Origin of the sequence: Polynucleobacter difficilis, from assembly GCF_003065365.1 — a bacterium.
Lineage (GTDB): Bacteria > Pseudomonadota > Gammaproteobacteria > Burkholderiales > Burkholderiaceae > Polynucleobacter > Polynucleobacter difficilis.
Genome location: NZ_CP023276.1, coordinates 1730880 through 1755456 on the forward strand (window position 1 = coordinate 1730880; position 24577 = coordinate 1755456).

Genomic DNA, 24577 nt, shown 5'->3' on the forward strand with positions numbered 1-24577 from the left:
CCACTTATGCTGGATACGAAAAGAGGATCTATTATCCCAGCCTTTTGGCAGGGACTCCAGCGGAATGACCGCCAATTAGCCTGCCTGGCTCAGGCGGGCGAGGGCCTCGCGGTACTTTTCTGCGGTCTTTTCGATCACCTCATTCGGTAGATCGGGGGCTGGCGCGGTTTTAGGCCACGGCTTGCCGTCGATCCGCGCTTGCTCCAACCAATCGCGTACAAATTGCTTGTCATACGATGGGGGGTTGGTGCCAAGCTGGTATGTCTCTGCAGGCCAAAAGCGGGAAGAATCTGCCGTCAGAATCTCATCCATCAGAACCAGCTGATTGGCTTCATCTAAACCAAACTCAAACTTGGTATCGGCAATGATGATCCCGCGGGTTGCAGCGTAGCGAGACGCCTCCTCATACAAACGAATACTGACATCGCGAATTTGATTGGCCAAGGGAGCGCCGATGCGTTTTACCACTTCGTCAAAAGAAATATTCTCATCGTGCTCACCCACAGCCGATTTGGCGGCAGGCGTAAAAATCGGCCGATCTAACTTTTGAGCATTTTTTAAGCCGGGCGGCAAAGGAACGCCGCACACGCTGCCGGTTTCTTGGTAGTCTTTCCAGCCACTGCCCGCCAAATAACCGCGCACTACGGCCTCAACCAAAATGGGCTTGAGTCGCTTCGCCACCACCGCGCGACCTTGCACCTGCTCTACTTCATTTGCCGTCACTACGCTAGCTGGATCAATGCCAGTAAGGTGGTTTGGAATTACATGGGCTAATTTATCAAACCAAAAATTTGCCATTTGATTGAGGATGATGCCTTTTTCAGGAATGGGTTGCGGCAAAATCACATCAAAGGCCGATAAGCGATCGGTTGTGATCATCAGCAAACGGTCACTACCTAATTCATAGACGTCGCGCACCTTGCCTTTTGACAACAGGGGTAAAGAGGTAATCGAAGTTGCATGCAATGCTTTTTTCATTGCATTACTTCACGATCTGCGCAAGCTGACCTGCGCGATAACGCTCAGCCATTTTTTCAAGAGACATGGGTTTAATCTTGGCCGCTTGACCAGCGCAACCAAACGCGGTGTAACGCGCAACGCAGATGGCCTTCGCTGCTTCGCGTGCTGGCTTGAGGTAGTCGCGTGGATCAAATTTGCCTGGGCTCTCAAACAAATAGCGGCGGATTGCAGCAGTCATGGCCAACCGAATGTCAGTATCGATATTAATCTTGCGCACGCCGTGCTTAATGCCTTCTTGGATTTCCTCTACGGGTACGCCGTAGGTTTCTTTCATGTCGCCACCAAACGCCCGAATCTCAGCAAGTAACTCTTGCGGAACGCTCGAGGAGCCATGCATCACGAGGTGGGTATTGGGAATGCGTTGATTGATTTCTTTAATGCGAGTGATGGCCAGAATATCGCCAGTTGGCTTCTTGGTAAATTTGTATGCGCCATGGCTTGTGCCAATCGCAATCGCAAGCGCGTCGCACTGCGTCGCACGCACAAAGTCAGCTGCCTGCTCTACATCCGTTAACAACTGCTCGCGGGTCATTGCGCCATCGGCACCGTGACCGTCTTCTTTATCGCCCATCATGGTTTCAAGGGATCCCAAAACACCCAGCTCCGCCTCTACCGTGACACCGATCGAGTGTGAGAACTTCACTACCTCTTGCGATACGGCGACGTTGTAGTCATAGCTCGCAACCGACTTACCATCAGCCTCGAGTGAGCCGTCCATCATCACGCTGGTAAAGCCGCTTTTGATCGCCGCCATACATACGGCTGGACTTTGACCATGGTCTTGGTGCATCACTACTGGAATGTGGGGATACTCCTCTATCGCTGCAGAAATCAAGTGGCGCAAAAATGCTTCGCCCGCATACTTTCGCGCTCCTGCCGATGCTTGCATGATGACGGGTGCGCCCACCTCATCTGCCGCCATCATGATGGCTTGTACCTGCTCTAAATTATTGACATTAAAAGCAGGCAATCCATAACTGTTTTCGGCAGCATGGTCTAGCAGTTGGCGCATGGATACAAGGGGCATGACAGTCTCTTCTATTTAAAGGGATAAAAATTCAAGGTCTTATTTTACGTTGATAATTTTCAACGTATTGGTGCCGCCAGGGGAGCCCATTGGCGCTCCAACTGTTAACACGATCGTATCGCCCGCCTTCACGGCACCGAGCTCTTTCAGGCGTGCCTCAACTTGCGCCAATGCCGTATCACGATCGTTGCTTAGCGCTAAAGCCAAAGGAGTAACGTTGCGATAGGTGCTGAGTACCCGCTGAGTTGAGATATTGGGCGTCAAGGCAAAAATAGGGACATGAATATTATGGCGACTCATCCAGATGGGAGTAGAGCCCGACTGCGTTAATGCGGCAATGGCAGTGGCGTGCAAATGGTGCGCCGTAAACAATGCGCCTAAGGCAATGGTCTGATCGATGCGGGTGAATGTCTGATCTAAAAAGTCGGTATCGAGCCGAACTTGTTCTGATTTTTCTGCTTCGATGCAAATCTCTGCCATCTGCTCAATCGTCTTGACAGGGTACATGCCCGTAGCAGATTCTGCCGACAACATGACGGCATCAGTCCCATCCAAAACCGCATTGGCGACGTCACTCACCTCGGCGCGGGTGGGCACCGGCGCGCTAATCATGGATTCCATCATTTGCGTGGCCGTAATCGTAAACTTATCAGCCTCACGAGCCAGCTTGATCATGCGCTTTTGCAAGGCTGGCACAGCAGGATTGCCTACCTCAATGGCAAGGTCGCCACGCGCGACCATAATGCCGTCGCTCTCGGCAATGATGCTATTGAGGGCATCGGGTTCAATCGCTTCAGCACGCTCGACTTTAGCAATTAACTTCACCTTGGGTACGCCATGTTTGGCACTGGCTGCATCGGCTAGTTTTCGGGCATGGGCCATATCGGCACCATCCTTTGGAAAACTAATCGCAACAAAATCCACACCCATCGCAATCGCAGCGTCTAGATCTTGAATGTCTTTTTCAGTTAAAGCGGGGGCCGTTAAACCACCACCAGCGCGATTGATGCCTTTGTTATTCGAGAGTGCGCCACCAAGCTCCACCCGCGTATGAATCTCACCGCCCTTGACTGACTCCACTCGCAATACGATCAAGCCGTCATTGAGGAGTAAGCGATCGCCAGCGCGCACATCATTAGGTAGATTCTTATAATCCAGCCCAACGCGCTCTTCATTACCCAGATTACAGGCAACATCCAAAATAAATGCGGCGCCCTCTTTGAGTATGGCCTTGCCTTCAGCAAACTTACCCACCCGAATCTTGGGTCCTTGCAAGTCCGCCATAATGCCAAGTTCACGACCGACTTCAGCGCAAATTGATCGCACCATGTCATGGCGTGCGCGGTGATCTTCAACGGTGCCATGCGAAAAGTTCATTCGAACCACATCTAATCCGGCACGGATCATGTCTCGCAAAACCTCTGGCTTCTCCGAAGCGGGTCCTAGTGTTGCAATAATCTTTGTGGCTCGTAGCATGAAACGCTCCTTTTTATTCACTTCCTCGCTCAACCAACACTGCAAACGCCGGTAATGTTTTGCCTTCCAAAAACTCAAGGAAAGCGCCGCCGCCGGTAGATATGTAATCGACTTGATTTTCGATGCCGTATTTGGCAATTGCTGCCAAGGTATCGCCGCCGCCCGCAATCGAAAATGCGGGGGAATGGGCAATCGCTGCTGCAATCATTTTGGTGCCGCCACCGAACTGTTCAATCTCAAAAACGCCCAAAGGGCCGTTCCAAACAATCGTGCCTGCATGGGCCAACATAGTAGAGAGGCGTGCGGCCGTCTTTGGACCCACATCCAAAATCATGTCGTCTTCGGCCACTTCATTGGAAGGCACCCGATTGGCGCGTGCCAGTGGCGAGAGTTCGTTCGCTACCACTACGTCTTCTGGAATGGGCACATGGGCGCCGCGCTTTTCCATCAGATCCATGATTTCTCGGGCTTCGTTAACGAGGTCGGGCTCAGCTAAAGACTTTCCAATCGGCAGGCCTTTGGCCAGCATGAAGGTATTTGCAATGCCGCCGCCGACAATCAACTCATCTACTTTTTCGGCAAGGGCTTTCAGAATAGTGAGCTTGCTCGATACCTTTGATCCTGCCACGATGGCAATCAGGGGTCGCTTGGGATTAGCAAGCGCGCGGCTTAAGGCATCAAGCTCAGCAGCCATGAGTGGCCCCGCACAAGCAATCGGCGCAAAACGCGCCACACCATGGGTAGTAGCTTCAGCGCGATGCGCTGTACCAAAAGCATCGTTGACATAGACATCGCAGAGTGCGGCAATTTTTTTGGCGAGTGCTTCGCTGTTTTTCTTTTCGCCTACATTGACGCGGCAGTTCTCCAGCAGCACGAGATCGCCAGGCTGAAGATCAAAACCGCCATCAACCCAATTGCTAATCAGGGGTACTTTGCGATTGAGGATTTCTGCGATGCGATGCGCTACTGGCGCCAAGCTATCTTCCGGTTTAAATTGACCTTCGGTTGGTCTGCCCAAGTGGGAAGTCACCATCACTGCAGCCCCAGCCTGTAGGCAAATTTCAATCGCCGGAATGGATGCCCGAATACGGGTGTCTTCAGTAATATTGCCAGCCTCATCCTGAGGCACATTCAGATCCGAGCGAATCAGTACCCGCTTGCCTTTTAACAGTCCAGCCTGCGCTAAGTCATGGAGGCGTTTTACTTTAAAAAGGGTATCGGACATGGAAATGCAATTCGGTAAAAGAACAATCCCCCATTCTAAAACCAGTAGCGCAGCGCGCTATAAACCAGCATCCCAATAATCAGAGTCGGCAGCATGGTGCGTAACCAGGTAAATGCGATAAAAGCAGCTAAACCTGCCCAAATCTGCGGAATAGCCCAATTAAACTGGGTAATTTCAGTGGCGTCGTCCGGCATGAGAATCTCGGGGGCCACAATCGCCACAATCGCCGCCAGCGGGGCATACCGAATGGAGCGCAGAATGATTTCGGGCATCTGTACCCGATCCCCCCAAAACATAAAAAAACCCCGTGTACCCAAGGTCACTAGGCCCATACCCACAAAAAGTGCGCCGATTTCGAATGAACTGAGGGCGGGCATGCCTAATCTCCCGCACTAACTGGCTTGGTTAGGGGGTCTTTGGGTCGGCGATCGCTAACAATGCCCACCACAATAGCCGCAACAATCGCCAGAACAATATTGAGCTTAAAGGGCAAACCCATGCTGAGAACGGCAACCAGGGCCGCAACGCCAGCAGCCCAGCGTGCTGCAGCGCGGTCCAGCATCGGCACAATAATCGCAATTAAGGCAAGCGTGCCGGCAAACTCCAGCCCCCAGCTTTGTGGAATTTGCCCAGCTAGGGCAATACCCAAAAGAGAGCCCATCTGCCAAATACTCCAGTTACCGCAGGTTAGTCCATACATAAAGGCGATGCGGGATCGACGAGTAGCTGGACTTTCCTCGGGCGGATGGGCTTCTGGGTACCTCGAGGTGTACATCAAATAGCCAAAATCGGCCGTGAAATAGCCTAGAGTGGCTCTGCGCCACAGCGGCAAGGAGTAAAAGTGTGCCTGCATCCCGATGCTGAAGATGACAAAGCGCAAATTGACGACAAAGGCCGTGATTAAGATCGTCCAGACTGGCAAACCCAGCGCAATCAGGGGCAATGCGGCCAACTGCGCTGTACCTGCAAAAACCAAGAGGCTCATGCTGACAGCCTGCCAGAGGGTCAAGGTGGATTTCCCCATGGCCAAACCGGTCACTAAGGCCCACGTAAAAATCGTCACCACGGACTTTGACATGGTACGAAGACCGACCTGAAAGGCCAGCCGCTCATCATGCGGCCAAGCAAAATACGGCAAATGGCACAGAATGAGGGGGGCTTTAGGGTGCTTAGGCATCGGAACCCCCATTATAGGAAGCGCTACCGCCTGCTCTACAATAAAGCCCATGTTAGGCAGCTTGGTTTTGCAAGTCGATTGCAGGGCACAAGGCTCCGATTAATTCAACGCAAAAGGTAGAAAACATGTCGATGTCCGACCGCGATGGTTTTATTTGGTCCGATGGAAAACTCATTCCATGGCGCGAAGCAACAACCCATGTGCTCACGCATAGCTTGCATTACGGCATGGGCGTATTCGAGGGCATTCGGGCGTACAAGACACCCAAAGGCACTGCGATCTTTCGTCTGAATGAGCACGTCAAGCGCTTACTCAATGGCACCAAAATTTTCCAGATCACACTGCCTTATACCGAAGCCCAAATCCGTCAAGCGATCATTGATGTTGTCAATGCCAACCAATTGGGGTCATGCTACATCCGCCCCTTGATTTACATTGGCTCCGAAAAACTCGGCATCTCCCCCAAAGGCAACACCATTCATACTGTGATTGCAGCTTGGTTATGGGGCGCTTACCTGGGTGAAGATGGACTCAATAAAGGTATTCGGGTAAAGACATCCTCTTTCACACGGCACTTTGTTAATTCCTCCTTAGTGCGCGCCAAGGCATCGGGCTATTACATTAATTCGATTCTGGCCAACCAAGAAGTCACTGCCAACGGCTACGACGAAGCCTTATTGCTCGATACCGAAGGCTATGTATCCGAAGGTTCTGGCGAGAATCTCTTCATGGTGCGCAACGGCATTGTCTACACGCCAGATTTAGCATCGTGCCTCGATGGCATTACGCGCGACTCGATTATTCAAATTGCCAAAGACTTGGGATTTGAAGTGCGTGAAAAGCGCCTAACCCGCGATGAAGTCTACACTGCCGATGAAGCCTTCTTCACTGGTACTGCAGCCGAAGTAACGCCGATTCGCGAGCTCGATGACCGCATGATTGGCGATGGCAAAAAAGGCCCCATTACCAAGCAAATTCAAGATGTGTTTTTTGATACGGTGTACGGCAAAAATGACCGTTACAGCGATTGGCTCACCCCAGTCAAGTAAGACAGTACACGAAAGGATCCGTCATGAGTCAAGCAGACACCGCAGCGCAGACCTCCGTCATGGTCAATGGCGCTGATTTACCTTTGCATTGCCCAACCAGCGATACGCCCAGCTGGAATTTACACCCCCGTGTTTTTTTAGACATCATCCACACCGGCCAAGCAAAGTGTCCGTACTGCGGCACCGAGTACCACTTGATTCCCGGTACGGAACCCCACGGTCATTAATCACCCCATCCCCGCATCCATGAGCCGAGGCGGGGATCTGCAAATGCATCGCATTCTTATCATCGCCCCGAACTGGATTGGCGATGCAGTGATGTCACAGCCTCTGCTGGCGGCCATCAAAGCCTCCCATCCCGATGCAGTAATCGATGTCTTAGCCACCCCCTGGGTGGCACCGGTTTACCGAGCCTGCAGTGAAGCCACTGAATTAATTGAAGCCGATCTTCGACATGGCAAATTGCAGTGGGGTCTGCGGCGCGCACTCGCTGCTCAGGTTAAAAAGCGCGACTACGCCAGCTGCTATATTCTGCCAAATAGCTTGAAGTCCGCCCTCATTCCTTGGCTGGCTAACATTCCTGTGCGTATTGGCTATCAAGGTGAACTGCGTCACTTCTTGCTAACCGAGACCAAAGCCAACTCACCAAAAACACAGCGCATCCCCATGGTGGAGCACTACGCCAATTTGTGTGTGCCATCTCGCAATGTAGATGCGGCGATACGTGCACCGCAATTAAGCCCAACTGCATCTGCATTGGAGGCTGTGCGCACGCGATTACAGGTGGCCGGCATTCAAACGGATGCACTCGTCGTACTCTGCCCCGGCGCAGAATACGGCCCCAGCAAACGCTGGCCTGCTGCGCACTTTGCGGCGCTTGCGCAGTCGATTCTGAACGCCAAGCCTACAGCTTCGGTAGTTTTATTAGGCAGCCCATCGGATCGCGCCGTTGGCGATGCAATTCTTTCTTCGGTAGCTTCTCAGGGTCGTATATTCAACTGGTGCGGAGCCACATCGCTGGATGAGGCCATTGCCATTATTAGCCTGTGCAGCAAGGTGGTGAGTAATGATTCCGGTTTGATGCACATTGCTGCAGCACTGCACATTCCGCAGCTAGCAGTATTTGGCTCTAGTGATCCGAACCATACCCCACCCAATTCTGCAAAAGCCACTGTCATCTCATTGCATTTGCCGTGTAGTCCCTGCCATCAACGCGAGTGCCCGCTCGGCCATTTAAACTGTTTAAATCAGATTAGTCCCGAACGCGTATTTGCTGCACTTCAGTAAGCCTTATCGCACTGCTTTACTTCTTCATCGCAAAGGAATTCAGTCATGCCCAACCTTGCCAGACTCTTTCACAATGCCGATGAAGTGGTGGATGCATGGCGAGAGGCACTCAAGCAGCGAGACGTTACTGCTGCCCTGGCATTGTGGCTAGACGATGACTCTATTACCTGCGTGCTACCCGAAGGTCAGCGCCTAAGTGGTCACGCCGAAATTCGTGGGGGCTTAGAGCGCTTGCTCGCCAACCAAGCTCTATTTTTAGAGCCGATTGCATGCATCTCACATTCAACCTTAGGCACAGCAATCTACGACACTACTGAGGCCGTTCATTTACGTGCCGATCAAGTTGAGTCGGCTTTCTTTTTGAATATCACCTTGGTGGTGTTGCAAGACAGTCAAGGGTGGCGTATCGCTCACCTGCATGCCAGCCATTCCACTGATGTCAGCTCAAGCGCACCCATCACCCAGCACGGCTTGCATTAAACGCAATGGATCAAGGCATTGCCCAGTCCTTAGTCAAGTGGCCAAATGTACCGCATTGCTTTGGCTGGCTAGCACTTGATCGGCGCGGTGCTTGGCGCATGCGCGACGACTACGCTCAAGCCCATGGATTACCAGGCGATGTCATTAAGCACGCAGCACTCAATGCCTTCATTGCCCGTAATTACGCCAGCGATGCCGAGGGTCGGTATTTTTTTCAGAATGGGCCGCAGCGCGTCTACGTTAATCTCGATGCAACGCCCTGGGTAGTACGCATGATGCCCACCGGCAATGCAGAACATCCTTGGCAATTTCAGACGCAATCCGAAAGCCTGCTGACGCCGACTGCTGCCTTCATGGATGAAGCAGGCCATATCTTGATTGAAGGAATGCTCACCCAAACCATTTGGTCTGCCGCAAATCAGTTTTGTGAAATAGAACGCCTGAGTATTGCGTTGCTACATGACCATGACATCGAACTGTTTTCAGGACTTGCATCACTTGGCAACACCGCATGCGCATTAGAAGGAAGCTGGCAGTGGCAAGGCCGTGATCTGGCACTGGAACCTATTACCGCCGCTGAACTAGCAAGGCGATTTGAGTTTCAAACCCGCCCACAGCCTTAAGTACGTGATGCGAGCCTAGCCGCCTCTGCTTTTGGCGTCCTCGCGCTGCTCTTCTAGGTACATTCTCTGAAACTCTCTTAAGCGCGCATCGATCGTCGAGCCTTGGTAATAATTGTTGCCGCCAGCCGCCCGTGCAATTCGCATTTGCTCAATTGCAGAAGGCCATGCGCCAGTTAAGGCAAACTTTTCGCCCATGGCGTAATGCCGCAAGGGCACGTTATTGCTCTGGTTATAGGCGTCTGCTAATAATGTCCACCAAATGGTTTCATTGGGCTGCTGCTTGGCCCGGCTTCGAAGCCAGCTGATGGCTTCGTCGGTTTTGCCGAGCTTGAGCTCGGCATGAATCATCGCCACTGCTGCGGCAAATGATTCTGGGTAGGCGCGCAATGTCGCGTGTGCAATCTGCAGCGCCTCTTGGGATTTACCTTTGGCTAAAGCCAATTCCGATGCCGTGGTATCCAGCGATACACTCTGCCGCAGTAAAGGTGACCCCGGAGCTGCTGCAGCCTGTATCATCTGCCGGGTTTTTTGCAAATAGCCTTCAGCGATATCCACTTTGCCTTGGCGCTGCGCAACCAAAGCAAGTCCATAGAATCCCTCCATCTGTTTGATAGGGGAGGCTTGCTTGCTAAAACTCTCAAAGATATTACGGGCATCAAATAAGCCGCTAGAGCCCTTTTGCTGATCGAGGCGAGCGCGCGCTTTAATTAAATAAAACTCCAATGAACTGGGAACAATCTTGGCATTCACCATGCGCACCCGGTCTTGCATGTCAGCGATGCGATCAATGGTGAGGGGATGAGTTCGAACATAAGCTGGTACGCCACTGTCCATAATGCTGGTGGCTTTTTGTAAGCGCTGAAAAAAAGCAGGCATGCCGTTGACGTCGTAACCACTGCCTTCCAAAATCAAAAAGCCAATGCGATCCGCTTCACGCTCTGCATCCCGTGAGTAGGCCAATTGATTCTGAACCGATAAAGCCTGACCGCCGCGCATTAAACCCACCGCTGCGGATGGGTTGCTGGATGCAGCCAAAGCCCCCAACACCATGCCGGCGATGGCAATCATGGTGTTCATAGCCTGCTTGTCCATGGAGCGTGCAATGTGACGCTGCAGTACGTGGCCGATTTCGTGGCCCATAACGGAGGCAACCTCGGACTCCGTTTCGGCCGCAACCAAAAGCCCCGTATGAAAGCCAATAAAGCCACCGGGCAACGCAAACGCATTGATGCTCGGCTCTTTAACCGCAAAAACTTCAAAGTTGTATTGAGCGCTACCCAAGGCATTGGCTCCGCCCAACTGCAATCGTTTTGCAGCATGCAGTAGGCGGCGATCCATTTGATTTAGAAAATCATAGATTGGCAAATCATTGGAATAATCCGGATCGGCGCGGATCTCCCGCATGATACGCTCACCGATGCGACGCTCATCCACCGGACTTAACGCATCACCGCCTGGATCACCCATATCGGGCAAAACTAAATTAGGCTGGGTACGTACGGTATTTTTATTGGGCAGAAACGGTGACTGCGCCTCTTGCGACTGAACCGCTCGCCCCAGATTTTGCAGTGCCGCGGAATTGCCCTCAACCACCACCTCAGAGCCTGGCGCCTTGGGCAGGGGTGTTTGGGCGCCCGCAAAACCCATTGCAAAAATCAAGTGCAGGGCCAAGCATTTCCGGCCGATACCCAATAGCACCGGCTTTTGCATCCACTTAAAATAAGCTAGTTTTACGATCCCCATCCCTCTATGGTAAAACCTATTTCATGAACCCATTGACTCATTTTGATTCCTCTGGCCAAGCACACATGGTCAATGTTGGCGAGAAGCCCAATACACACCGGATAGCCATTGCTACAGGCAGCATTCGGATGCTACCAGCCACCTTTGACTTAGTGGAGGCAGGTAACCACAAAAAAGGGGATGTTTTAGGCATCGCCCGCATTGCCGGCATTCAGGCATCCAAAAAGACCTCGGATCTCATTCCCTTGTGCCATCCATTGGCGCTGAGTCACGTCAGCCTGCAATTTGAACTCGATCGCGCTAGTCATAGTATTTGCTGCCAAGTCCAAGCAGAAACTACTGGTCCTACCGGCGTTGAAATGGAAGCCCTCACCGCAGTCCAAGTCGCCCTTCTCACAATCTACGATATGTGCAAAGCGGTAGACCGTGGCATGGTGATGGGGGATGTGAAGCTCTTGGAGAAGAGTGGCGGGAAGAGTGGTACGTGGGTAGCAGCGAAGTAAACACTAACCTAAGTAGCATCTAGAGCATGTAACTTTGAGTCTTGTCCAAATCTTGTCCAAATGAGGGATAAGAAATGGCATCAATCCGATTCAGAAGTAATAAGTGGCAGGCACGAGTCTCTCGCAAGGGAGAACAGTCCCTAGTTAAAACCTTCCAGACAAAAGAAGATGCCGAGAGGTGGGCAAGGAGCATCGAGGTTGAGTGGGACAAAGGTACTTATCAAAATAACCATCAAGCTCAAAAGACCACTTTTGGAGAACTCATTGAGCGTTACCTTAGGGAAGTAACACCTCTGATGCGAGGTGCTAAGGAAGATACCATCCGTCTTAAAGCCATTCTTAGAAAACCGATTGCTAGGGTAAATGTTCTGCTGTTGAACAGTAGCCGAATATCCAAGTACCGTGATGAACGACTTCAAGAGGTCAGCACAGGAACTGTTATACGGGAGCTAGCGTACTTCTCCTCCATCATCAATCACGCTAGACGAGAGTGGGACATCAATATCGCCAATCCCGTGCTGCTGGTTAGAAAACCGCCATCACCGCAAGGAAGAAATCGCATTTTGAGCCATGAAGAAGAAGTGAAGTTACTTCAGGCATGTGAACCAAAAGCAAACCGCAATATTTACACAAGACCATTCATCATTCTGGCGCTAGAGACAGCCATGCGCAGAGGCGAGCTGTTAAGCCTTCGCTGGGACAATATTGATTACTCCAAACGAACCGCTTTCCTACAATTAACCAAAAATGGTGATTCACGTACCGTACCCCTATCTATACGAGCTATGGAGGCGCTACAAGTGCTTCCCATAAGCATTGATGGAAGGGTGCTACCAATTAACTTTGCAGCGCTTGAGAATACCTTTAAACGGGCTAGAGAAAGAGCTAGCTTAAATAATTTAAGAATTCACGATTTACGACACACAGCGATTACACGACTTGCAGAAAAGCTACCCAATCTAATCGAACTGTCTGCGGTATCGGGACATCGCAGCATTGCTATGCTGAAACGCTACTACCACCCAAGAGCGGAAGATATTGCCAGAAAACTGGCATAAGATTGTCAGAGTCTAATTATTAAATATTAACCACTTAATAAAAGCCTGAATTGATTACCGTAAAACACAATACAGAAACACACGAATTTGAGACCCTTGACCAAACCATGGAATGGGCAAAGGCTATTGGTGAGTTTGTAACTATTGAATTTGATGGTAAACAGGTAGTAGGCATATTCGGTGCTGCTGGAGTTGTAGAGGGTAAATGCCCTGATGGTGTTGACTACTCGTGGAAGAAGCGAAGGAAATGAAAGACTATTACTCAATCTTAGGGGTTAGCAAAGATGCTGACGAGGTGGTAATTAAAGCGGCATATAAGGCTTTGGCTCAAAAGTACCATCCTGACAAGTCCCAATCAGAGACAGCTGCATCTAGTACCAAACTAATGAGTGATATTAATAAAGCCTACTCAGTTATTGGTAACCCAGTTAGTAAGCAAAAGTATGACCAAGAGCTACTTGGGAAAAGTGAATCGGAAGCAAAAATGAAGGCTGCCTCTACCCCTAAACCCAAGCAATCAGCTCCAGTCTATGTGCAGCATGAATCAGAGTCTAAGGAATCTCGCCTACTTACCATCATCTTTTGCCTAGCAATATGGGCAGCAGGTTTTTACTATATCTACGTAACTGTCATAAAGAATTAAATCTGCTCCTATTGACTTCGTTGCACAGAGTCTGTTATTGATATTTAGACCAGACCCGAGGAGATTGCCATGCAGGAAACATCAGTAATGTCGCAGCTTGAAGCCTTAGAGACAGAGAATTGCGTCCCAGTGCCTAAAGAGCCACCTTTAAATCCTGTTCTAGAGCATTTAAAGCAATCTACCTTTCAGCCAGACATCCATTCGTACATAACATTGGATGCAAAGGTCTATGAGAACAAGACTTATTGGCTGGAACTGCATGCAAAGTATTTCGATACAGAGATGGAGGTATGGTTGCACGATAGGCATGGAAGTCTAGATGAAGCCACTAAGTACCTCAGAAGCCTTAACAGGCTCACTGGAGACATGCTGGACTTCATTGGTAAACACAATCTGCGTAGCGAAATAGAACAGGCATGAGAGACAAGGAAGTATCCTCTCAAGTAACAATGTAGAAACACTTAATTAAGATAGATTTAAAGTCACTAAGGTGAAGATAAACCCTTATGGTTATTGGTTTCTATAGGAACTAAAGTCATCATTTAAATACAATCATTAAGGTAACTAAGCTCTAGCGTGTACACCCCTACTAAACCAGAGAAAATAGCTCTTTTAGAGGAAGAAAACAGTCGTCTTTTGACTGCTCAGCTCCTCAATCAGGAGCTTCCTCATAATGACGATTCAACCGCAATACAGCTGTATAAAGTAAGTGACGTAGGGCTGCGTAAGAGCCAGATAGGCAGGCTTTTAGATGAGCTACTACCCTTGGTCTGCAAGTCTGAGGAAAAGGCTCACAGAGACCTTTTTAGGCAGAATTTAAGGCATATTTTATTTGCTTTAGTAGCCTGTGTTTATAAGCAAGAATGGTTAGCCCTATCAATCAGAGATGTCCATTACAAGTCTGATGAAAGACTAGGTAAATTAGGCTTTAGTCGTAGACGAGTCAAGCGCATTATGGATGTCCTCATCGCTGAAGGCTATGCCACTTTAGGAAGGGCTGGCTACAAGCACTGGGGAGACCCATCACTAAGTAAATGTAGTCAATTCTTTGCTACTCCAAGGCTAATGGAGTACTTTGCTGGCTGTCTTTATGAATTCCAGTCAGAGATGGCATTAGAAAGCTACCACGTATTTAATGACTTTCCAGATGGCTCAATACCCAAATTAGAACTTTATGCCGAAAATGAAGCATTACTGAAGGAATATAACCAGTTTATGCAAGAGCATTGGTGGGCAAAAAAAGGAGCAACCACTCGTAGCTTTAGTCAGAACCTTCATCGTGGAGGCAGATTAAATAACTCATTTCAAACCATCGTCAATCGTCGCCTACCAATCAGAGAAAATACATTGTTAGATGGTGAGCGAATGGCGGAACCAGACTTCTCAGCAAACCATTTAAGGCTCTCTGCAGCCCTTTTGGGAGAGCAAATGCCTGATGACCCATACGATTTGATTACCGAAGCTACAGGAGCTACTAGGCAGCAAGCAAAGGGTTTTATTACAAGGGTTCTTGGTTGTAAAAATATTGGTCAAAAAGGCGGTCAAATCAAATCTTTATTCCAATCGAATAGAGATGAATTAACAGCCGATTTATACCGAAGTTTGCTGAGTGCTTTTTATAAAGAATATTCATGGTTAGAGTCGCAGGAAGTTTTTTACAACGACACTGGAGCAAGGATGCAGCTGTTAGAGGGTGAGATTGGTTTAAAAATGTTTCGCTGGGCTATTGATACCAATACGCCACTAATATCGGTACATGACAGTTATGCTTGCAAGTGGTATCACGAACAGCAGGTTTGGGGAGCAATGCAGACTTTTTGGACAGAAGTGGTGAATGAAAATCGCAATAAAAACTGACTACTGGATTATTTTTAGATTTATTATTTGATAGGATTGCATAAACTTTAAAATTTATAACTCAATTAAACTTTTATCTCTATCAACGGGAAATTAAGATGAAATTTCTGTCTCTTTGCATAATCGCAACCCTTACCGCATGTGCGGCACCCAGATACTCGGGTCCGGGTACATTTCAAGACTTTGCAAATGCACGATATCAATGCGTGCAAGAGACCTCAGCAAGGCAAAGCTCTGCCTTTGTTAATCAGTATGGCGGTGGTGCAAATTCAACGGTCATGCCAACTTGCTCAGCCTTTACTGCATGTTTAGCATCTAAAGGCTACTACGAAAACGCAAATGGTCAATTTGACCCCCAGCGTGCCGGAATCGTTGTTAGATGTAGATAGTATTTTTTAAATACTGAGCGCCTTATAAGACTCTTGTAGAGTATCTTAGTGCTGGCGGAAGGATGCCTAAGAAATGAATAAATTAAGAAATAATACTTATTAGAATTAATATAAAAAGGTCTTCCTATGCAGTTTGAACGTCAAAAAAAGCAAAATTTTTGGACTAACTATGCTGTACGGCTTATCTTAGAGTATGTCGTTATCTACTTAGTTCTAAAGATATTTCAAAGTAGTTACGACACCTCATCTCAGCTCGGAGAGGCATTATTAGGGTTAATTATTCTTAGCCTGTTAGAAATTGCCCTTGCACTGAAAAATTCTTTAATTCTTTATGTACTTTATAGATGGAAAGGCAAAGAAGAGGCTGTAGTCGACCTTTTAGCTTCTTTCAAAAAAGTAGGGCTGCCAAAGCCTGCTGAATATTACCTTGATGCAGATGGATATATTGAAGATGTCCTCAAGGACGAAGAGGCAACACAAGATGCTAAAAACTTTGTATCGTTGATTTTTGGAGTTCTTACCGCATACAGAGCAAATCAAATGATAGTAAGGGGTGCGCTTTATCAGTCTTGCTTGGAAGAGGCAATTAAACGTTATCAGGCTTCATTTCATTGATAGACTTATTTTTTGCGTGAAAAAGTAGATACATGCTCAAGCTACGATTAATTTATAGTCTGTGCTTTTCTATATTGCGACCATCCTTTTTAAGCATACAAATGTATGAACGCTCATTCCAGCGCTCATTGATTGCTGATGCATGAGAAATTGCCATATTTCTACAATTTGCCAATCCAGTAACAGAGCCAATTAGTCTCTCGTCTGCAGCATTCCCATCGGAGACATTTCTCCAGTAGTAAACATCATAAGTAGCCTTATTCTCGACATAGCTACAAGAAAATTTAGATGCATATTTTTCGCAGCCTGACTCATTTCCAAAAAGAAAAGATGCGGCATAGTAAATAACTACAGCAATTAGCCCAAGTTTTAAAAGTTCACTCATAACAGTTGCCAAATAAAAAAAAGATTACATTAGCTGTTAAGGACGCTAATAGCTGATGTGTTCATAGGGGTCATTTATTAGCTTTTGTATATTTACTAAGGTCTTTACATATATTCATATCTGATTTGTAGGCGCTTGAGAAAAAGTCACCTGTTCTATCAGAGCTATTCTTCATATCAGTAATATAAATATTTGAAATTCTATTAATCATGTCTATCGTGGTTTTTTGCCAATCCTCGATAGTCATATTTACTTTTGGATTTCTAGACTTTTGAATTGCCATATCAAGCTGCATTGAGCCATCCGCATATATAGCGCCTAACTCAGTCATTTCCTTACCAAGTTTTGATTCACCCATTTTTTCCATCATTACTAATCCTGTTACCGTATAAAGAGCGGAGCATCTCTTCATAGCGTAACTAACTCTTGTTCTGTCAGTTTGATAGTCAGGCGAGGAAACAATACTACTAAGCGGATTCATTTCTCCAGCAATCTTCTGACCAAATACAAGGGGTGAGAGGCAAATTAAAATAAGCGAAAAACAAAGTTTCAGCATAGATTGACCTAGTTTTGCTTAATTAGGATATTTTTGACAAGCTCACTTTGGCGCATACCCAATCCTATTACCTTTGTTATCAAAATAATTAACGACCCCAGAAGGCGCTTGAACTTGGTAACCCTGCCTATTTCCTTGATTATCGTAAACCCCATTTGTGCTATTGAAGTTCATCGGCGAGTTATTGAAGTTCATCGGTGAGTTATTGAAATTCATCGGAGAATTGTTGAAATTCATGGGTGAGTTCTCAAAATTCATGGGTGAATTGTTGAAATTGAGGCTTTGCTGGGCAAAAGCGCTTGTAGAAATAAGGCAGAAAGCAATTAAAAGAAATCGTTTCATTTTGAACTCCCTAAAACTTCATTGTGCTACTCTTTAGTTATGAAATCCATACTAATTGCAGCAGTTTTATCAACTTTTTTAGGTGCTGGGGTTCAGGCTCAATCAGAGCCAGTAAAGATGAGTAAATCTGGCATCTGTCATGCCCCAAACACGACCTATTACAACCAAACAAAGAATTACACCCCCTACAAGACTCTAAAAGAATGCCTAAATGCTGGCGGAAGGATGCCTAAGAAATGAAAAAGATTTTATTTGTTACTTTGCTTATCCCGTCTTTTGTGCAGGCTGGATTCTATACAGGGAATGAACTTAAAGAGCAGTGCAATAAACCAACTGGCTCGTATAACAGGGGGATATGCCATGGATACGTTTCGGCTGTAATTGACATAGGTGATAACATTCTTTTTTGCCTCCCAAGCAAGGTAACACTGGGGCAAATGTCTGATTTAGTTATAAAGTATATGAATGAAAATCCTGCTCAACTGCACAAGTCCGCAGACAGCATTACTGTTTCTGCAATTTCAATAGATTTTCCTTGTAAGAAGAGGTGAATTACTAGCCCCTACTATGCTCCAAGCGCGATTTATTACAACCAAACAAAAATATAGCCCTTACAAAATACTCTAAGAATGCCTAAATGCTTGTGGAAGGATGCCTAAGAAATGAAATTACTTTTATTAATCCCTTTTTTATTCATTTTCAAAACAGCATACGCTTATCAAGAAATAAATCTACTTTGTGATGTTGCTTATAAAAAAAATAGTAACAGAAACGAAGCATCACAAAAAATTAAAACTAGAGTCGAAGTTACGGCATATAAAGATGGAAATGTTTCCATTATTCCAGATTCTAATTTGTTAGCTAGTGCATCAACAATCAAAATAGATAATTTAATATCTGCTACAAATTTTTCAAATGCGTCTAAATGGGATGTAAGGCAAAAGACTATAAACCGCAATACAGGTGATACCTTAGAAGTTGGCATCATCATTGACAGAAATGCTGGCTCCATTACATATAGCGACGTATTTCAGTCGGGCAATAGCTATTTATCTTCTAGCGGTTTCGGTTTCTGTGAAAAAATAAATCCCAACGTTAAAAAATTCTAAATATGCTAAAAAATTATGTCCAGTCGAATCTTTGGTGAAACTCAAGGAATCACGGTCGGCACTACTTTTACAACAAGAAAAGAAGCGGCTGCCACTGGCGTTCATAAACCACTTCAAGCAGGTATATCAGGCTCGAAGGATGACGGAGCAGATTCAGTCGTTATTTCCGGGGGCTATGAGGACGATTCCGACTCGGGTGATGTAATCATCTATACGGGCGAAGGTGGGCAAGATGATAAAGGTCGCCAAATTGCGGACCAACAATTAGTTCGAGGAAATTTAGCATTAGCCAAAAGCGAAATTGATGGCTTACCAGTTCGAGTAATTCGTGGGGCGGACAAAAAGAATCCCTACGCCCCTGAGACTGGATATAGGTACGATGGTCTTTATTTGGTTGATAGCCACTGGCACGAGATAGGAAAAGCTGGATTCCTTGTGTATCGATTTAAGCTAGTTAAACTCGATTCATCACTGCCACCAAATAAGCTAACCAAAGAGCTTGATTTAATTTCTTTGTCGGCAGGAAGTGACAGCCCGAAAAGGGCTACAGCAACTTCTCAGCGAATCATTAGAGACTCAAAGCTAGGAAAAGAGATTAAGAGGCTCTATAACTACAAATGCCAAGTATGTTCAATTGAAATCCATACAAATGCAGGTCCGTATGCAGAAGCTGCTCATATTAAGCCCGTTGGGAAACCCCATAACGGTCCAGACCGTCCAGACAACTTACTATGCCTCTGTCCCAACCATCACTTAATGCTTGATAAGGGCGTTTATTTTATTAATGACGACTTATCTCTAGTAGGGATTGAGGGAAATCTGATTAAGCATGGGGAGCATGAAATCTCCATTGAGCATATCCGCTACCATAGGTTAATGTTTAACTAAATTACCTGGTTACTAAAGGTAAGTAAATTTCGATATTATTTTTTAAAACCTCTAAAAACCCATCTAGCCACAAAAAATATCACTGCTAAGACGATTAAGATTAGTTGATATGCAACTAATGCTATAGAGCCATAGATGAGACCTTGCTTAGACCCGTAGCTTCCCCAATTTTTTTCAAAGAGAGTATTAATATCTTCTTTGCTAATTGCTTGATTTGGTTTCCTTAACTCTAATAAGTCCTCCCAAAAGATTGATAATTGGCTACAAGGATTCGGATAAGCCAATTCTGGGAATTTTTTTGGGCTTTTGTTTGCGATTTCCCGACAGATTGGATTATTTAGCTCTCTAATTGCATCTTGATGGAATCCGTACCAAGTCATAGCCACTGCATTTGCCTGCTTTGCTTCTGAAAAATAGCTCCAGCCAAATACAATAGGCAAGCTAACTAACCACAGACGTAGTAATCCTTTTTTGAAATTCATATTCTTATTTTAATGTATTGCTAGTGTCAGAAATTGCTAATCAATGATTCTTGAATTTTTCAATTTTCTGTTTCTTTCTTCAAACTCGACCGATTGCTTAAATACCTCAAGTTCCTGCTCTTTCGCCTTGATTCTCTTAATTAGGTCTTTTCCTGTTTGAAGCTGAAAATCCTCGATTAAGGACTTTAGTGTCGGTTTAGCTTTCTTCGGGGAATCGCTCACGGGTCAACTCCACGGTATCAGGCTTATTTGAAGTAGCCCGTCTTAATGCGTTAGCAAGTATTTCTTGGCGGTATTGGGCTTGAGCAGCTTTATTATCTTGTTCATTAGTTGTCAGCTTTTGAGCGCTTACTCTTCCAGCGTATTCGAGGTTGTCCATGGGTTCAATTCTAGCTTTTCGTGTGCCTAAGTGCCTACAGCAATTTATCTTACTTATTCGCCTGATAGCCCCCCTGCCCATTTGAATAGCTTTAAATTTACGACACAAGCAAATGGTTTTAGGATATATTCTGTCCAAATGTTGTCCAAATAAACCCAAAGATTTGGTCAAGATTGAAGTTACCGGCGTTGAAATGGAAGCCCTCACCGCAGTCCAAGTCGCCCTTCTCACAATCTACGATATGTGCAAAGCGGTAGACCGTGGCATGGTGATGGGGGATGTGAAGCTCTTGGAGAAGAGTGGCGGGAAGAGTGGTACGTGGGTAGCGGCGAAGTAGTCTTTCCATAAAGCCTCTAACTTCAGTAAAAGCCCCCATTGGTAGTGGTTAAACACAATCTCGATACGCACGAATTCAACTCCTTAGATGAAGCCATGGCTTTTGCTAAAGAGTTAGGTGAATTTGTTACCATTAAATTTGATGGCAAAGAGGTAGTCGGTGTATTTGGCGCCACTGGGGTTACGGATGGAAAGTGCCCCGATGGAATCGATTATTCGTGGAAGAAACGACGCAAGTAATTTGGAGTGTGCGTACTTATAAGTGAAGTGGCGGCTAATCCTTTTTGGGAATAAGCCGCCAGTCCAAACTAAATTACTTCGAAGTACGGCATTCGGATGGCAGTAAAGGCTGCGGTAAATTGCTCATCGCCGAGCGACAGGACCAGCCCCCTGACCACGTTGCGCCTTCTGGTTTCGATAGATCCAGTGGTACCGGCATAGTTGCATCTGGGGAGTTCGTTGGAATTAGAACCAGGCTATTGCTTCCTTCTGGCGCAACCGTTCCCTGAAAATCAATCGCAATTGCACCGGATTGCAAAATTTCGATGTCCTTGACGCTACGCGTTGGCGCAAAACTAAAGGCTCCTTGGGTTGCATCACTCATGGGCGCTACGCCCCGACTAGCAAATGCTTCAGTTACAGCGAGTTTTGCGCTGGAAGATAAATTCATGCCCTCAATTACGCGACTGCGCGCAATGTAGTCTTGGTACTGTGGAACTGCAACGGCCACCAAAATTCCGATAATGGCGACAACCACCATCACCTCGATCAGGGTAAATCCGTTTTTCTCTGTGTTGCTGATAGCGTTCTCGTTGTGTAGTGTCATATCAATAAAAATCCCCTAGTGAATGGAGCTCAATGATCTATCAAAGAGCCCACTGACTAGGGGACTGACCGCATCAGATTGCTCTGATTAAGTGTACGACTTTACTGATTCTTAATGGGCCTTACTGGCTTTACGCTTCGCAATCTCGCCAACAATCATGACGCCCAGCGCGCCAATAATGCCAGAGATTAAGCCGTAGTCCTGAATGCCCTCGCCAAAGTGCTTGATCATGCCTGGGTCGGTCATCAGCATACCGCCTGCAATCCAGCCAAGCAATCCAGCGCCTGCCGTCACAATGATAGGGAAACGATCGATCAGGAATAACACGAGGCGGCTACCAGCAATAATGATCGGTACCGAAACGATTAAGCCAAAGACGATATAGCCAAATTGATGGGCTTGGTCGTCCACTTGTCCTGCGGCACCTGCAATCGCTAAGACGTTATCAAGACTCATGACCAAGTCAGCAACGATGATCGTTTTTACCGCTGCAAATAACTTATCTGGTGCCTCTAAGTCGTTTTCGTCGTGACCGCCGGCATCCGCCAAGAGCTTGTAACCAATCCACAGCAGCAGTAAAGCGCCTACTACCTTCAGATACGGAATTTGCAAGAGCGTCACCGCAAATATCGTTAAGACAATGCGCAAAGCAATCGCACCGGCTGTGCCCCATAAAATACCTGCGCGACGTTGGTTGGGGTGTAAGTTACGGCAGGCTAATGCAATGATCACCGCATTGTCACCACCCAGCAAAATATCAATCAAAATGATCTGCAAAACGACAGACCAATCTAACATTGCAAGAAATTCCATGTCATCCTCTAATAATTATTGTATGTTGAACAACTACTACGGGTAAAACAACTGCCTAAAACTAAATCATTGCCTTTAATAAGCTAGCCATCTCCGATGGATTGCGCGTAACCTTAAAGCCGCACTCTTCCATTACTGCCAATTTGGCATCCGCGGTATCCGCGCCACCCGAAATCAAAGCACCAGCATGACCCATGCGCTTTCCAGGAGGTGCTGTTACGCCAGCAATAAAGCCAACGATGGGTTTTTTCATATTGTCTTTGCACCAGAGGGCTGCTTCTGCCTCGTCTGGTCCACCGATTTCACCAATCATGATGACGGCATCGGTTTCAGGATCGTCATTGAACATGCGCATGATATCGATGTGCTTCAGACCATTGATTGGGTCGCCGCCGATACCGACTGCAGTCGACTGACCTAAACCAATCGCACTCAATTGACCAACGGCTTCGTAGGTCAAGGTGCCTGAACGGCTGACAACGCCAATGCGGCCTTTTTTATGAATGTGGCCTGGCATGATGCCGATCTTGATTTCATCGGGGGTGATGATGCCGGGGCAATTCGGGCCGAGCAACAATGTTTTCTTGCCGCCCTTGGCTTCTTTTTGTGCCATCTTGTTGCGTACTTCCAGCATATCGCGCACCGGAATGCCTTCGGTAATGCAGATCACAAAATCCAAATCGGCCTCAACCGCTTCCCAAATCGCAGCGGCGGCGCCTGGAGGTGGCACGTAGATAACCGATGCCGTTGCACCAGTTTGCTGGGCAGCTTCTTTTACCGTTCCGAAAATGGGAATGTTAAAAATCGACTCGCCTGCTTTTTTAGGATTGACGCCTGCTACGAAACAATTCTTTCCGTTTGCGTACTCTTGGCATTTCTCAGTATGAAACTGCCCGGTCTTACCGGTAATGCCTTGCGTAATTACTTTTGTATTTTTGTTAATCAAAATTGACATGGTGATTTCCTTGATTATTTCTGTTTTTTAGCCGCCGCAACCACTTTGGTTGCTGCTTCTGCCATGGAGTCGGCGCTGATGATCGGTAAGCCGGATTCAGCCAAAATCTTTTTGCCTAAATCTTCGTTCGTACCCTTCATGCGCACAACCAGTGGCACAGATAAATTCACTGCCTTACAGGCAGTCACCACGCCTTCGGCAATAACATCGCAGCGCATAATGCCGCCAAAGATATTGACCAAAATGGCTTCCACGCTCTTATTTTTGAGCATGATCTTAAATGCTTCCGTTACTTTTTCTGCCGTAGCGCCGCCACCGACGTCGAGGAAGTTGGCAGGCTGTCCGCCAAACAACTTAATCGTATCCATGGTGGCCATGGCAAGTCCGGCACCATTCACGAGGCAACCGATATTGCCGTCCAGAGAGATGTAGGCTAAATCAAATTTCGACGCTTCAATTTCAGCAGGGTCCTCTTCATCTTCATCGCGATACGCCACAATTTCAGGATGACGGAACAAGGCATTCGGATCAAAGTTAAATTTGGCATCCAAGGCTTTAATGTTGCCGTTGCCTTCCAAAATCAGCGGATTAATTTCCACTAAAGACGCATCGGTTTCCCAATAGGTCTTGTATAAGTTCTTAAAGACCTCGCGTGCTTTAGCCACGGATCCCTCAGGCACGCCAATGCCATGGGCAATGGTGTCGCACTGGGCATCGGTTAATCCAAGCAATGGATCCACAAATACCTTGATGATTTTTTCGGGCGAGTGCTCTGCCACTTCCTCAATATCCATGCCGCCTTCGCTGGAGGCCATGATGACGTTTTTCTGTGAGCCACGGTCGGTGACGATACTGAAGTAATACTCTTTTTTAATGTCAGCACCATCTTCAATCAGGAGTCGGCGGACTTTTTGTCCTTCGGGTCCGGTTTGATGAGTTTTGAGCTGCATACCCATAATTTCGCTGGCGTATTTTTTAACCTCATCCATGCTCTTGGCTAACTTGACGCCGCCGCCCTTACCGCGACCGCCCGCATGAATCTGCGCCTTAACCACCCACACTGGGCCACCCAGTTTTGCAGCCGCGTCCATTGCTTCTTCGACGCTATGCGCTGGAATGCCGTTCGGAACTGGCACATTAAATTGGCGCAGCAGCGCCTTACCCTGATACTCGTGAATTTTCATCGTTACTCCGGAAACTGTCTGTGGGTGCAGCCAATGGTTAATTAGGACCTATTTTGCCCTTCACCCTGATTTTGCTGATTTGACCGCAGTCAACTTAAAAAAATTAGGTTATTGGCAAACGTGTGTAAGTCTATCATTTTGCAGTGCGTC

General features: G+C 47.1%; 33 protein-coding genes and 1 pseudogene. 17 read left to right on the plus strand and 17 right to left on the minus strand.

Annotation, left to right across the window (positions count from 1 at the left end; genetic code table 11):
- Positions 1-75: 75 nt before the first annotated feature.
- The 6 genes from AOC34_RS08745 to AOC34_RS08770 are packed head-to-tail and all read right to left on the minus strand — an operon-like array spanning position 76 to position 5925.
- A complete protein-coding gene (locus AOC34_RS08745; RefSeq protein WP_108469697.1) occupies positions 76-978 on the minus strand; it encodes a phosphoribosylaminoimidazolesuccinocarboxamide synthase in 903 nt (300 codons plus the stop codon).
- A 4-nt stretch (positions 979-982) separates the two neighbouring features.
- The gene (fba, locus tag AOC34_RS08750) at positions 983-2047 is read right to left on the minus strand and encodes a class II fructose-bisphosphate aldolase (RefSeq protein ID WP_108469698.1); all 1065 of its coding nucleotides are present in this window, start codon (positions 2045-2047) and stop codon (positions 983-985) included.
- Between the two features lie 39 nt (positions 2048-2086).
- Positions 2087-3523 carry a pyruvate kinase gene (gene pyk, locus AOC34_RS08755; RefSeq protein ID WP_108470142.1) on the minus strand — a complete coding sequence of 479 codons (1437 nt, stop codon included), beginning with the start codon at positions 3521-3523 and terminating at the stop codon, positions 2087-2089.
- A gap of 13 nt (positions 3524-3536) precedes the next feature.
- On the minus strand, positions 3537-4748 hold the full coding sequence (locus tag AOC34_RS08760; RefSeq protein ID WP_108469699.1) for a phosphoglycerate kinase: 1212 nt from the start codon (positions 4746-4748) through the stop codon (positions 3537-3539).
- A 35-nt stretch (positions 4749-4783) separates the two neighbouring features.
- On the minus strand, positions 4784-5125 hold the full coding sequence (locus AOC34_RS08765) for an AzlD domain-containing protein (protein ID WP_108469700.1): 342 nt from the start codon (positions 5123-5125) through the stop codon (positions 4784-4786).
- A gap of 2 nt (positions 5126-5127) precedes the next feature.
- Positions 5128-5925: an AzlC family ABC transporter permease gene (locus tag AOC34_RS08770; RefSeq protein WP_108470143.1), complete on the minus strand. Its 798-nt coding sequence runs from the start codon at positions 5923-5925 to the stop codon at positions 5128-5130.
- A gap of 125 nt (positions 5926-6050) precedes the next feature.
- Between AOC34_RS08770 and AOC34_RS08775 the strand changes: the two genes are divergently transcribed.
- Genes AOC34_RS08775 through AOC34_RS08795 form a run of 5 tightly spaced genes read left to right on the plus strand, consistent with a single transcriptional unit; the run spans position 6051 to position 9364 of the window.
- The gene (locus AOC34_RS08775) at positions 6051-6974 is read left to right on the plus strand and encodes a branched-chain amino acid transaminase (protein WP_108469701.1); all 924 of its coding nucleotides are present in this window, start codon (positions 6051-6053) and stop codon (positions 6972-6974) included.
- A gap of 23 nt (positions 6975-6997) precedes the next feature.
- Positions 6998-7201: a zinc-finger domain-containing protein gene (locus AOC34_RS08780; RefSeq protein WP_199908289.1), complete on the plus strand. Its 204-nt coding sequence runs from the start codon at positions 6998-7000 to the stop codon at positions 7199-7201.
- A 43-nt stretch (positions 7202-7244) separates the two neighbouring features.
- Positions 7245-8261: a lipopolysaccharide heptosyltransferase II gene (gene waaF, locus AOC34_RS08785; protein WP_108470145.1), complete on the plus strand. Its 1017-nt coding sequence runs from the start codon at positions 7245-7247 to the stop codon at positions 8259-8261.
- A 45-nt stretch (positions 8262-8306) separates the two neighbouring features.
- Positions 8307-8741, plus strand: a complete 435-nt coding sequence (locus AOC34_RS08790) for a YybH family protein (protein WP_108469702.1) — start codon at positions 8307-8309, stop codon at positions 8739-8741.
- A gap of 5 nt (positions 8742-8746) precedes the next feature.
- Complete coding sequence (locus tag AOC34_RS08795) at positions 8747-9364, plus strand: DUF2946 family protein (RefSeq protein WP_108469703.1); 618 nt, start codon at positions 8747-8749, stop codon at positions 9362-9364.
- A gap of 15 nt (positions 9365-9379) precedes the next feature.
- Here AOC34_RS08795 and AOC34_RS08800 read toward each other — a convergent pair whose 3' ends face one another.
- The gene (locus tag AOC34_RS08800; protein WP_108470146.1) at positions 9380-11074 is read right to left on the minus strand and encodes a M48 family metalloprotease; all 1695 of its coding nucleotides are present in this window, start codon (positions 11072-11074) and stop codon (positions 9380-9382) included.
- 56 nt (positions 11075-11130) lie between these two features.
- Between AOC34_RS08800 and moaC the strand changes: the two genes are divergently transcribed.
- The 7 genes from moaC to AOC34_RS08835 all read left to right on the plus strand — a co-directional run bounded on the left by moaC (position 11131) and on the right by AOC34_RS08835 (position 16172).
- Positions 11131-11610, plus strand: a complete 480-nt coding sequence (gene moaC, locus AOC34_RS08805; RefSeq protein WP_108469704.1) for a cyclic pyranopterin monophosphate synthase MoaC — start codon at positions 11131-11133, stop codon at positions 11608-11610.
- 74 nt (positions 11611-11684) lie between these two features.
- The gene (locus AOC34_RS08810; RefSeq protein ID WP_108469705.1) at positions 11685-12668 is read left to right on the plus strand and encodes a site-specific integrase; all 984 of its coding nucleotides are present in this window, start codon (positions 11685-11687) and stop codon (positions 12666-12668) included.
- 50 nt (positions 12669-12718) lie between these two features.
- The gene (locus AOC34_RS08815) at positions 12719-12919 is read left to right on the plus strand and encodes a hypothetical protein (protein ID WP_108469706.1); all 201 of its coding nucleotides are present in this window, start codon (positions 12719-12721) and stop codon (positions 12917-12919) included.
- Positions 12916-13311, plus strand: a complete 396-nt coding sequence (locus AOC34_RS08820; protein ID WP_159074845.1) for a J domain-containing protein — start codon at positions 12916-12918, stop codon at positions 13309-13311. Before AOC34_RS08815 ends, AOC34_RS08820 begins: the two co-directional genes overlap by 4 nt.
- A gap of 69 nt (positions 13312-13380) precedes the next feature.
- On the plus strand, positions 13381-13731 hold the full coding sequence (locus tag AOC34_RS08825; protein ID WP_108469708.1) for a hypothetical protein: 351 nt from the start codon (positions 13381-13383) through the stop codon (positions 13729-13731).
- Between the two features lie 156 nt (positions 13732-13887).
- Complete coding sequence (locus AOC34_RS08830; RefSeq protein ID WP_108469709.1) at positions 13888-15168, plus strand: hypothetical protein; 1281 nt, start codon at positions 13888-13890, stop codon at positions 15166-15168.
- Positions 15169-15683: 515 nt separating this feature from the next.
- Entirely contained in the window at positions 15684-16172 is a 489-nt protein-coding gene (locus AOC34_RS08835; protein ID WP_108469710.1) for a hypothetical protein, read from the plus strand.
- Between the two features lie 52 nt (positions 16173-16224).
- On the opposite strand, the gene AOC34_RS10270 is transcribed toward AOC34_RS08835, so the two are convergent.
- From AOC34_RS10270 to AOC34_RS08845, 3 genes are all read right to left on the minus strand, one after another.
- Entirely contained in the window at positions 16225-16557 is a 333-nt protein-coding gene (locus AOC34_RS10270) for a hypothetical protein (protein WP_159074846.1), read from the minus strand.
- A gap of 70 nt (positions 16558-16627) precedes the next feature.
- Positions 16628-17113, minus strand: coding sequence for a hypothetical protein (locus AOC34_RS08840; protein WP_108469711.1), 486 nt, complete (start codon positions 17111-17113; stop codon positions 16628-16630).
- Positions 17114-17155: 42 nt separating this feature from the next.
- The gene (locus tag AOC34_RS08845) at positions 17156-17455 is read right to left on the minus strand and encodes a hypothetical protein (protein ID WP_108469712.1); all 300 of its coding nucleotides are present in this window, start codon (positions 17453-17455) and stop codon (positions 17156-17158) included.
- A gap of 236 nt (positions 17456-17691) precedes the next feature.
- Between AOC34_RS08845 and AOC34_RS08855 the strand changes: the two genes are divergently transcribed.
- The 3 genes from AOC34_RS08855 (at position 17692) to AOC34_RS08865 (ending at position 19452) form a co-directional block, all read left to right on the plus strand.
- Positions 17692-18006 (plus strand): Rap1a/Tai family immunity protein, encoded by a 315-nt coding sequence (locus tag AOC34_RS08855; protein ID WP_108469713.1) that lies wholly within the window; start codon positions 17692-17694, stop codon positions 18004-18006.
- 111 nt (positions 18007-18117) lie between these two features.
- On the plus strand, positions 18118-18564 hold the full coding sequence (locus tag AOC34_RS10275) for a hypothetical protein (RefSeq protein ID WP_159074847.1): 447 nt from the start codon (positions 18118-18120) through the stop codon (positions 18562-18564).
- Positions 18565-18579: 15 nt separating this feature from the next.
- Positions 18580-19452, plus strand: a complete 873-nt coding sequence (locus AOC34_RS08865) for a YDG/SRA domain-containing protein (protein ID WP_108469715.1) — start codon at positions 18580-18582, stop codon at positions 19450-19452.
- 35 nt (positions 19453-19487) lie between these two features.
- Here AOC34_RS08865 and AOC34_RS08870 read toward each other — a convergent pair whose 3' ends face one another.
- Genes AOC34_RS08870 through AOC34_RS10280 form a run of 3 tightly spaced genes read right to left on the minus strand, consistent with a single transcriptional unit; the run spans position 19488 to position 20313 of the window.
- Positions 19488-19934, minus strand: a complete 447-nt coding sequence (locus AOC34_RS08870) for a hypothetical protein (RefSeq protein WP_108469716.1) — start codon at positions 19932-19934, stop codon at positions 19488-19490.
- 36 nt (positions 19935-19970) lie between these two features.
- Positions 19971-20156: a hypothetical protein gene (locus tag AOC34_RS08875; protein ID WP_108469717.1), complete on the minus strand. Its 186-nt coding sequence runs from the start codon at positions 20154-20156 to the stop codon at positions 19971-19973.
- Positions 20131-20313, minus strand: coding sequence for a hypothetical protein (locus AOC34_RS10280; RefSeq protein ID WP_159074848.1), 183 nt, complete (start codon positions 20311-20313; stop codon positions 20131-20133). The genes AOC34_RS08875 and AOC34_RS10280 overlap by 26 nt, the downstream gene beginning before the upstream one ends.
- A gap of 181 nt (positions 20314-20494) precedes the next feature.
- Here AOC34_RS10280 and AOC34_RS08880 point away from each other — a divergent pair.
- A pseudogene (locus AOC34_RS08880) lies at positions 20495-20650 on the plus strand (cyclic pyranopterin monophosphate synthase MoaC); the annotation flags it as partial.
- Between the two features lie 44 nt (positions 20651-20694).
- On the plus strand, positions 20695-20889 hold the full coding sequence (locus AOC34_RS08885; protein WP_159074849.1) for a hypothetical protein: 195 nt from the start codon (positions 20695-20697) through the stop codon (positions 20887-20889).
- A gap of 73 nt (positions 20890-20962) precedes the next feature.
- On the opposite strand, the gene AOC34_RS08890 is transcribed toward AOC34_RS08885, so the two are convergent.
- The 4 genes from AOC34_RS08890 to sucC all read right to left on the minus strand — a co-directional run bounded on the left by AOC34_RS08890 (position 20963) and on the right by sucC (position 24427).
- Positions 20963-21475 carry a pilin gene (locus AOC34_RS08890; RefSeq protein ID WP_108469719.1) on the minus strand — a complete coding sequence of 171 codons (513 nt, stop codon included), beginning with the start codon at positions 21473-21475 and terminating at the stop codon, positions 20963-20965.
- Between the two features lie 111 nt (positions 21476-21586).
- Positions 21587-22288 (minus strand): TerC family protein, encoded by a 702-nt coding sequence (locus AOC34_RS08895; RefSeq protein WP_108469720.1) that lies wholly within the window; start codon positions 22286-22288, stop codon positions 21587-21589.
- A 61-nt stretch (positions 22289-22349) separates the two neighbouring features.
- On the minus strand, positions 22350-23243 hold the full coding sequence (gene sucD / locus AOC34_RS08900; protein WP_108469721.1) for a succinate--CoA ligase subunit alpha: 894 nt from the start codon (positions 23241-23243) through the stop codon (positions 22350-22352).
- A 14-nt stretch (positions 23244-23257) separates the two neighbouring features.
- Positions 23258-24427: an ADP-forming succinate--CoA ligase subunit beta gene (gene sucC / locus AOC34_RS08905; protein WP_108469722.1), complete on the minus strand. Its 1170-nt coding sequence runs from the start codon at positions 24425-24427 to the stop codon at positions 23258-23260.
- Positions 24428-24577 lie beyond the last annotated feature (150 nt).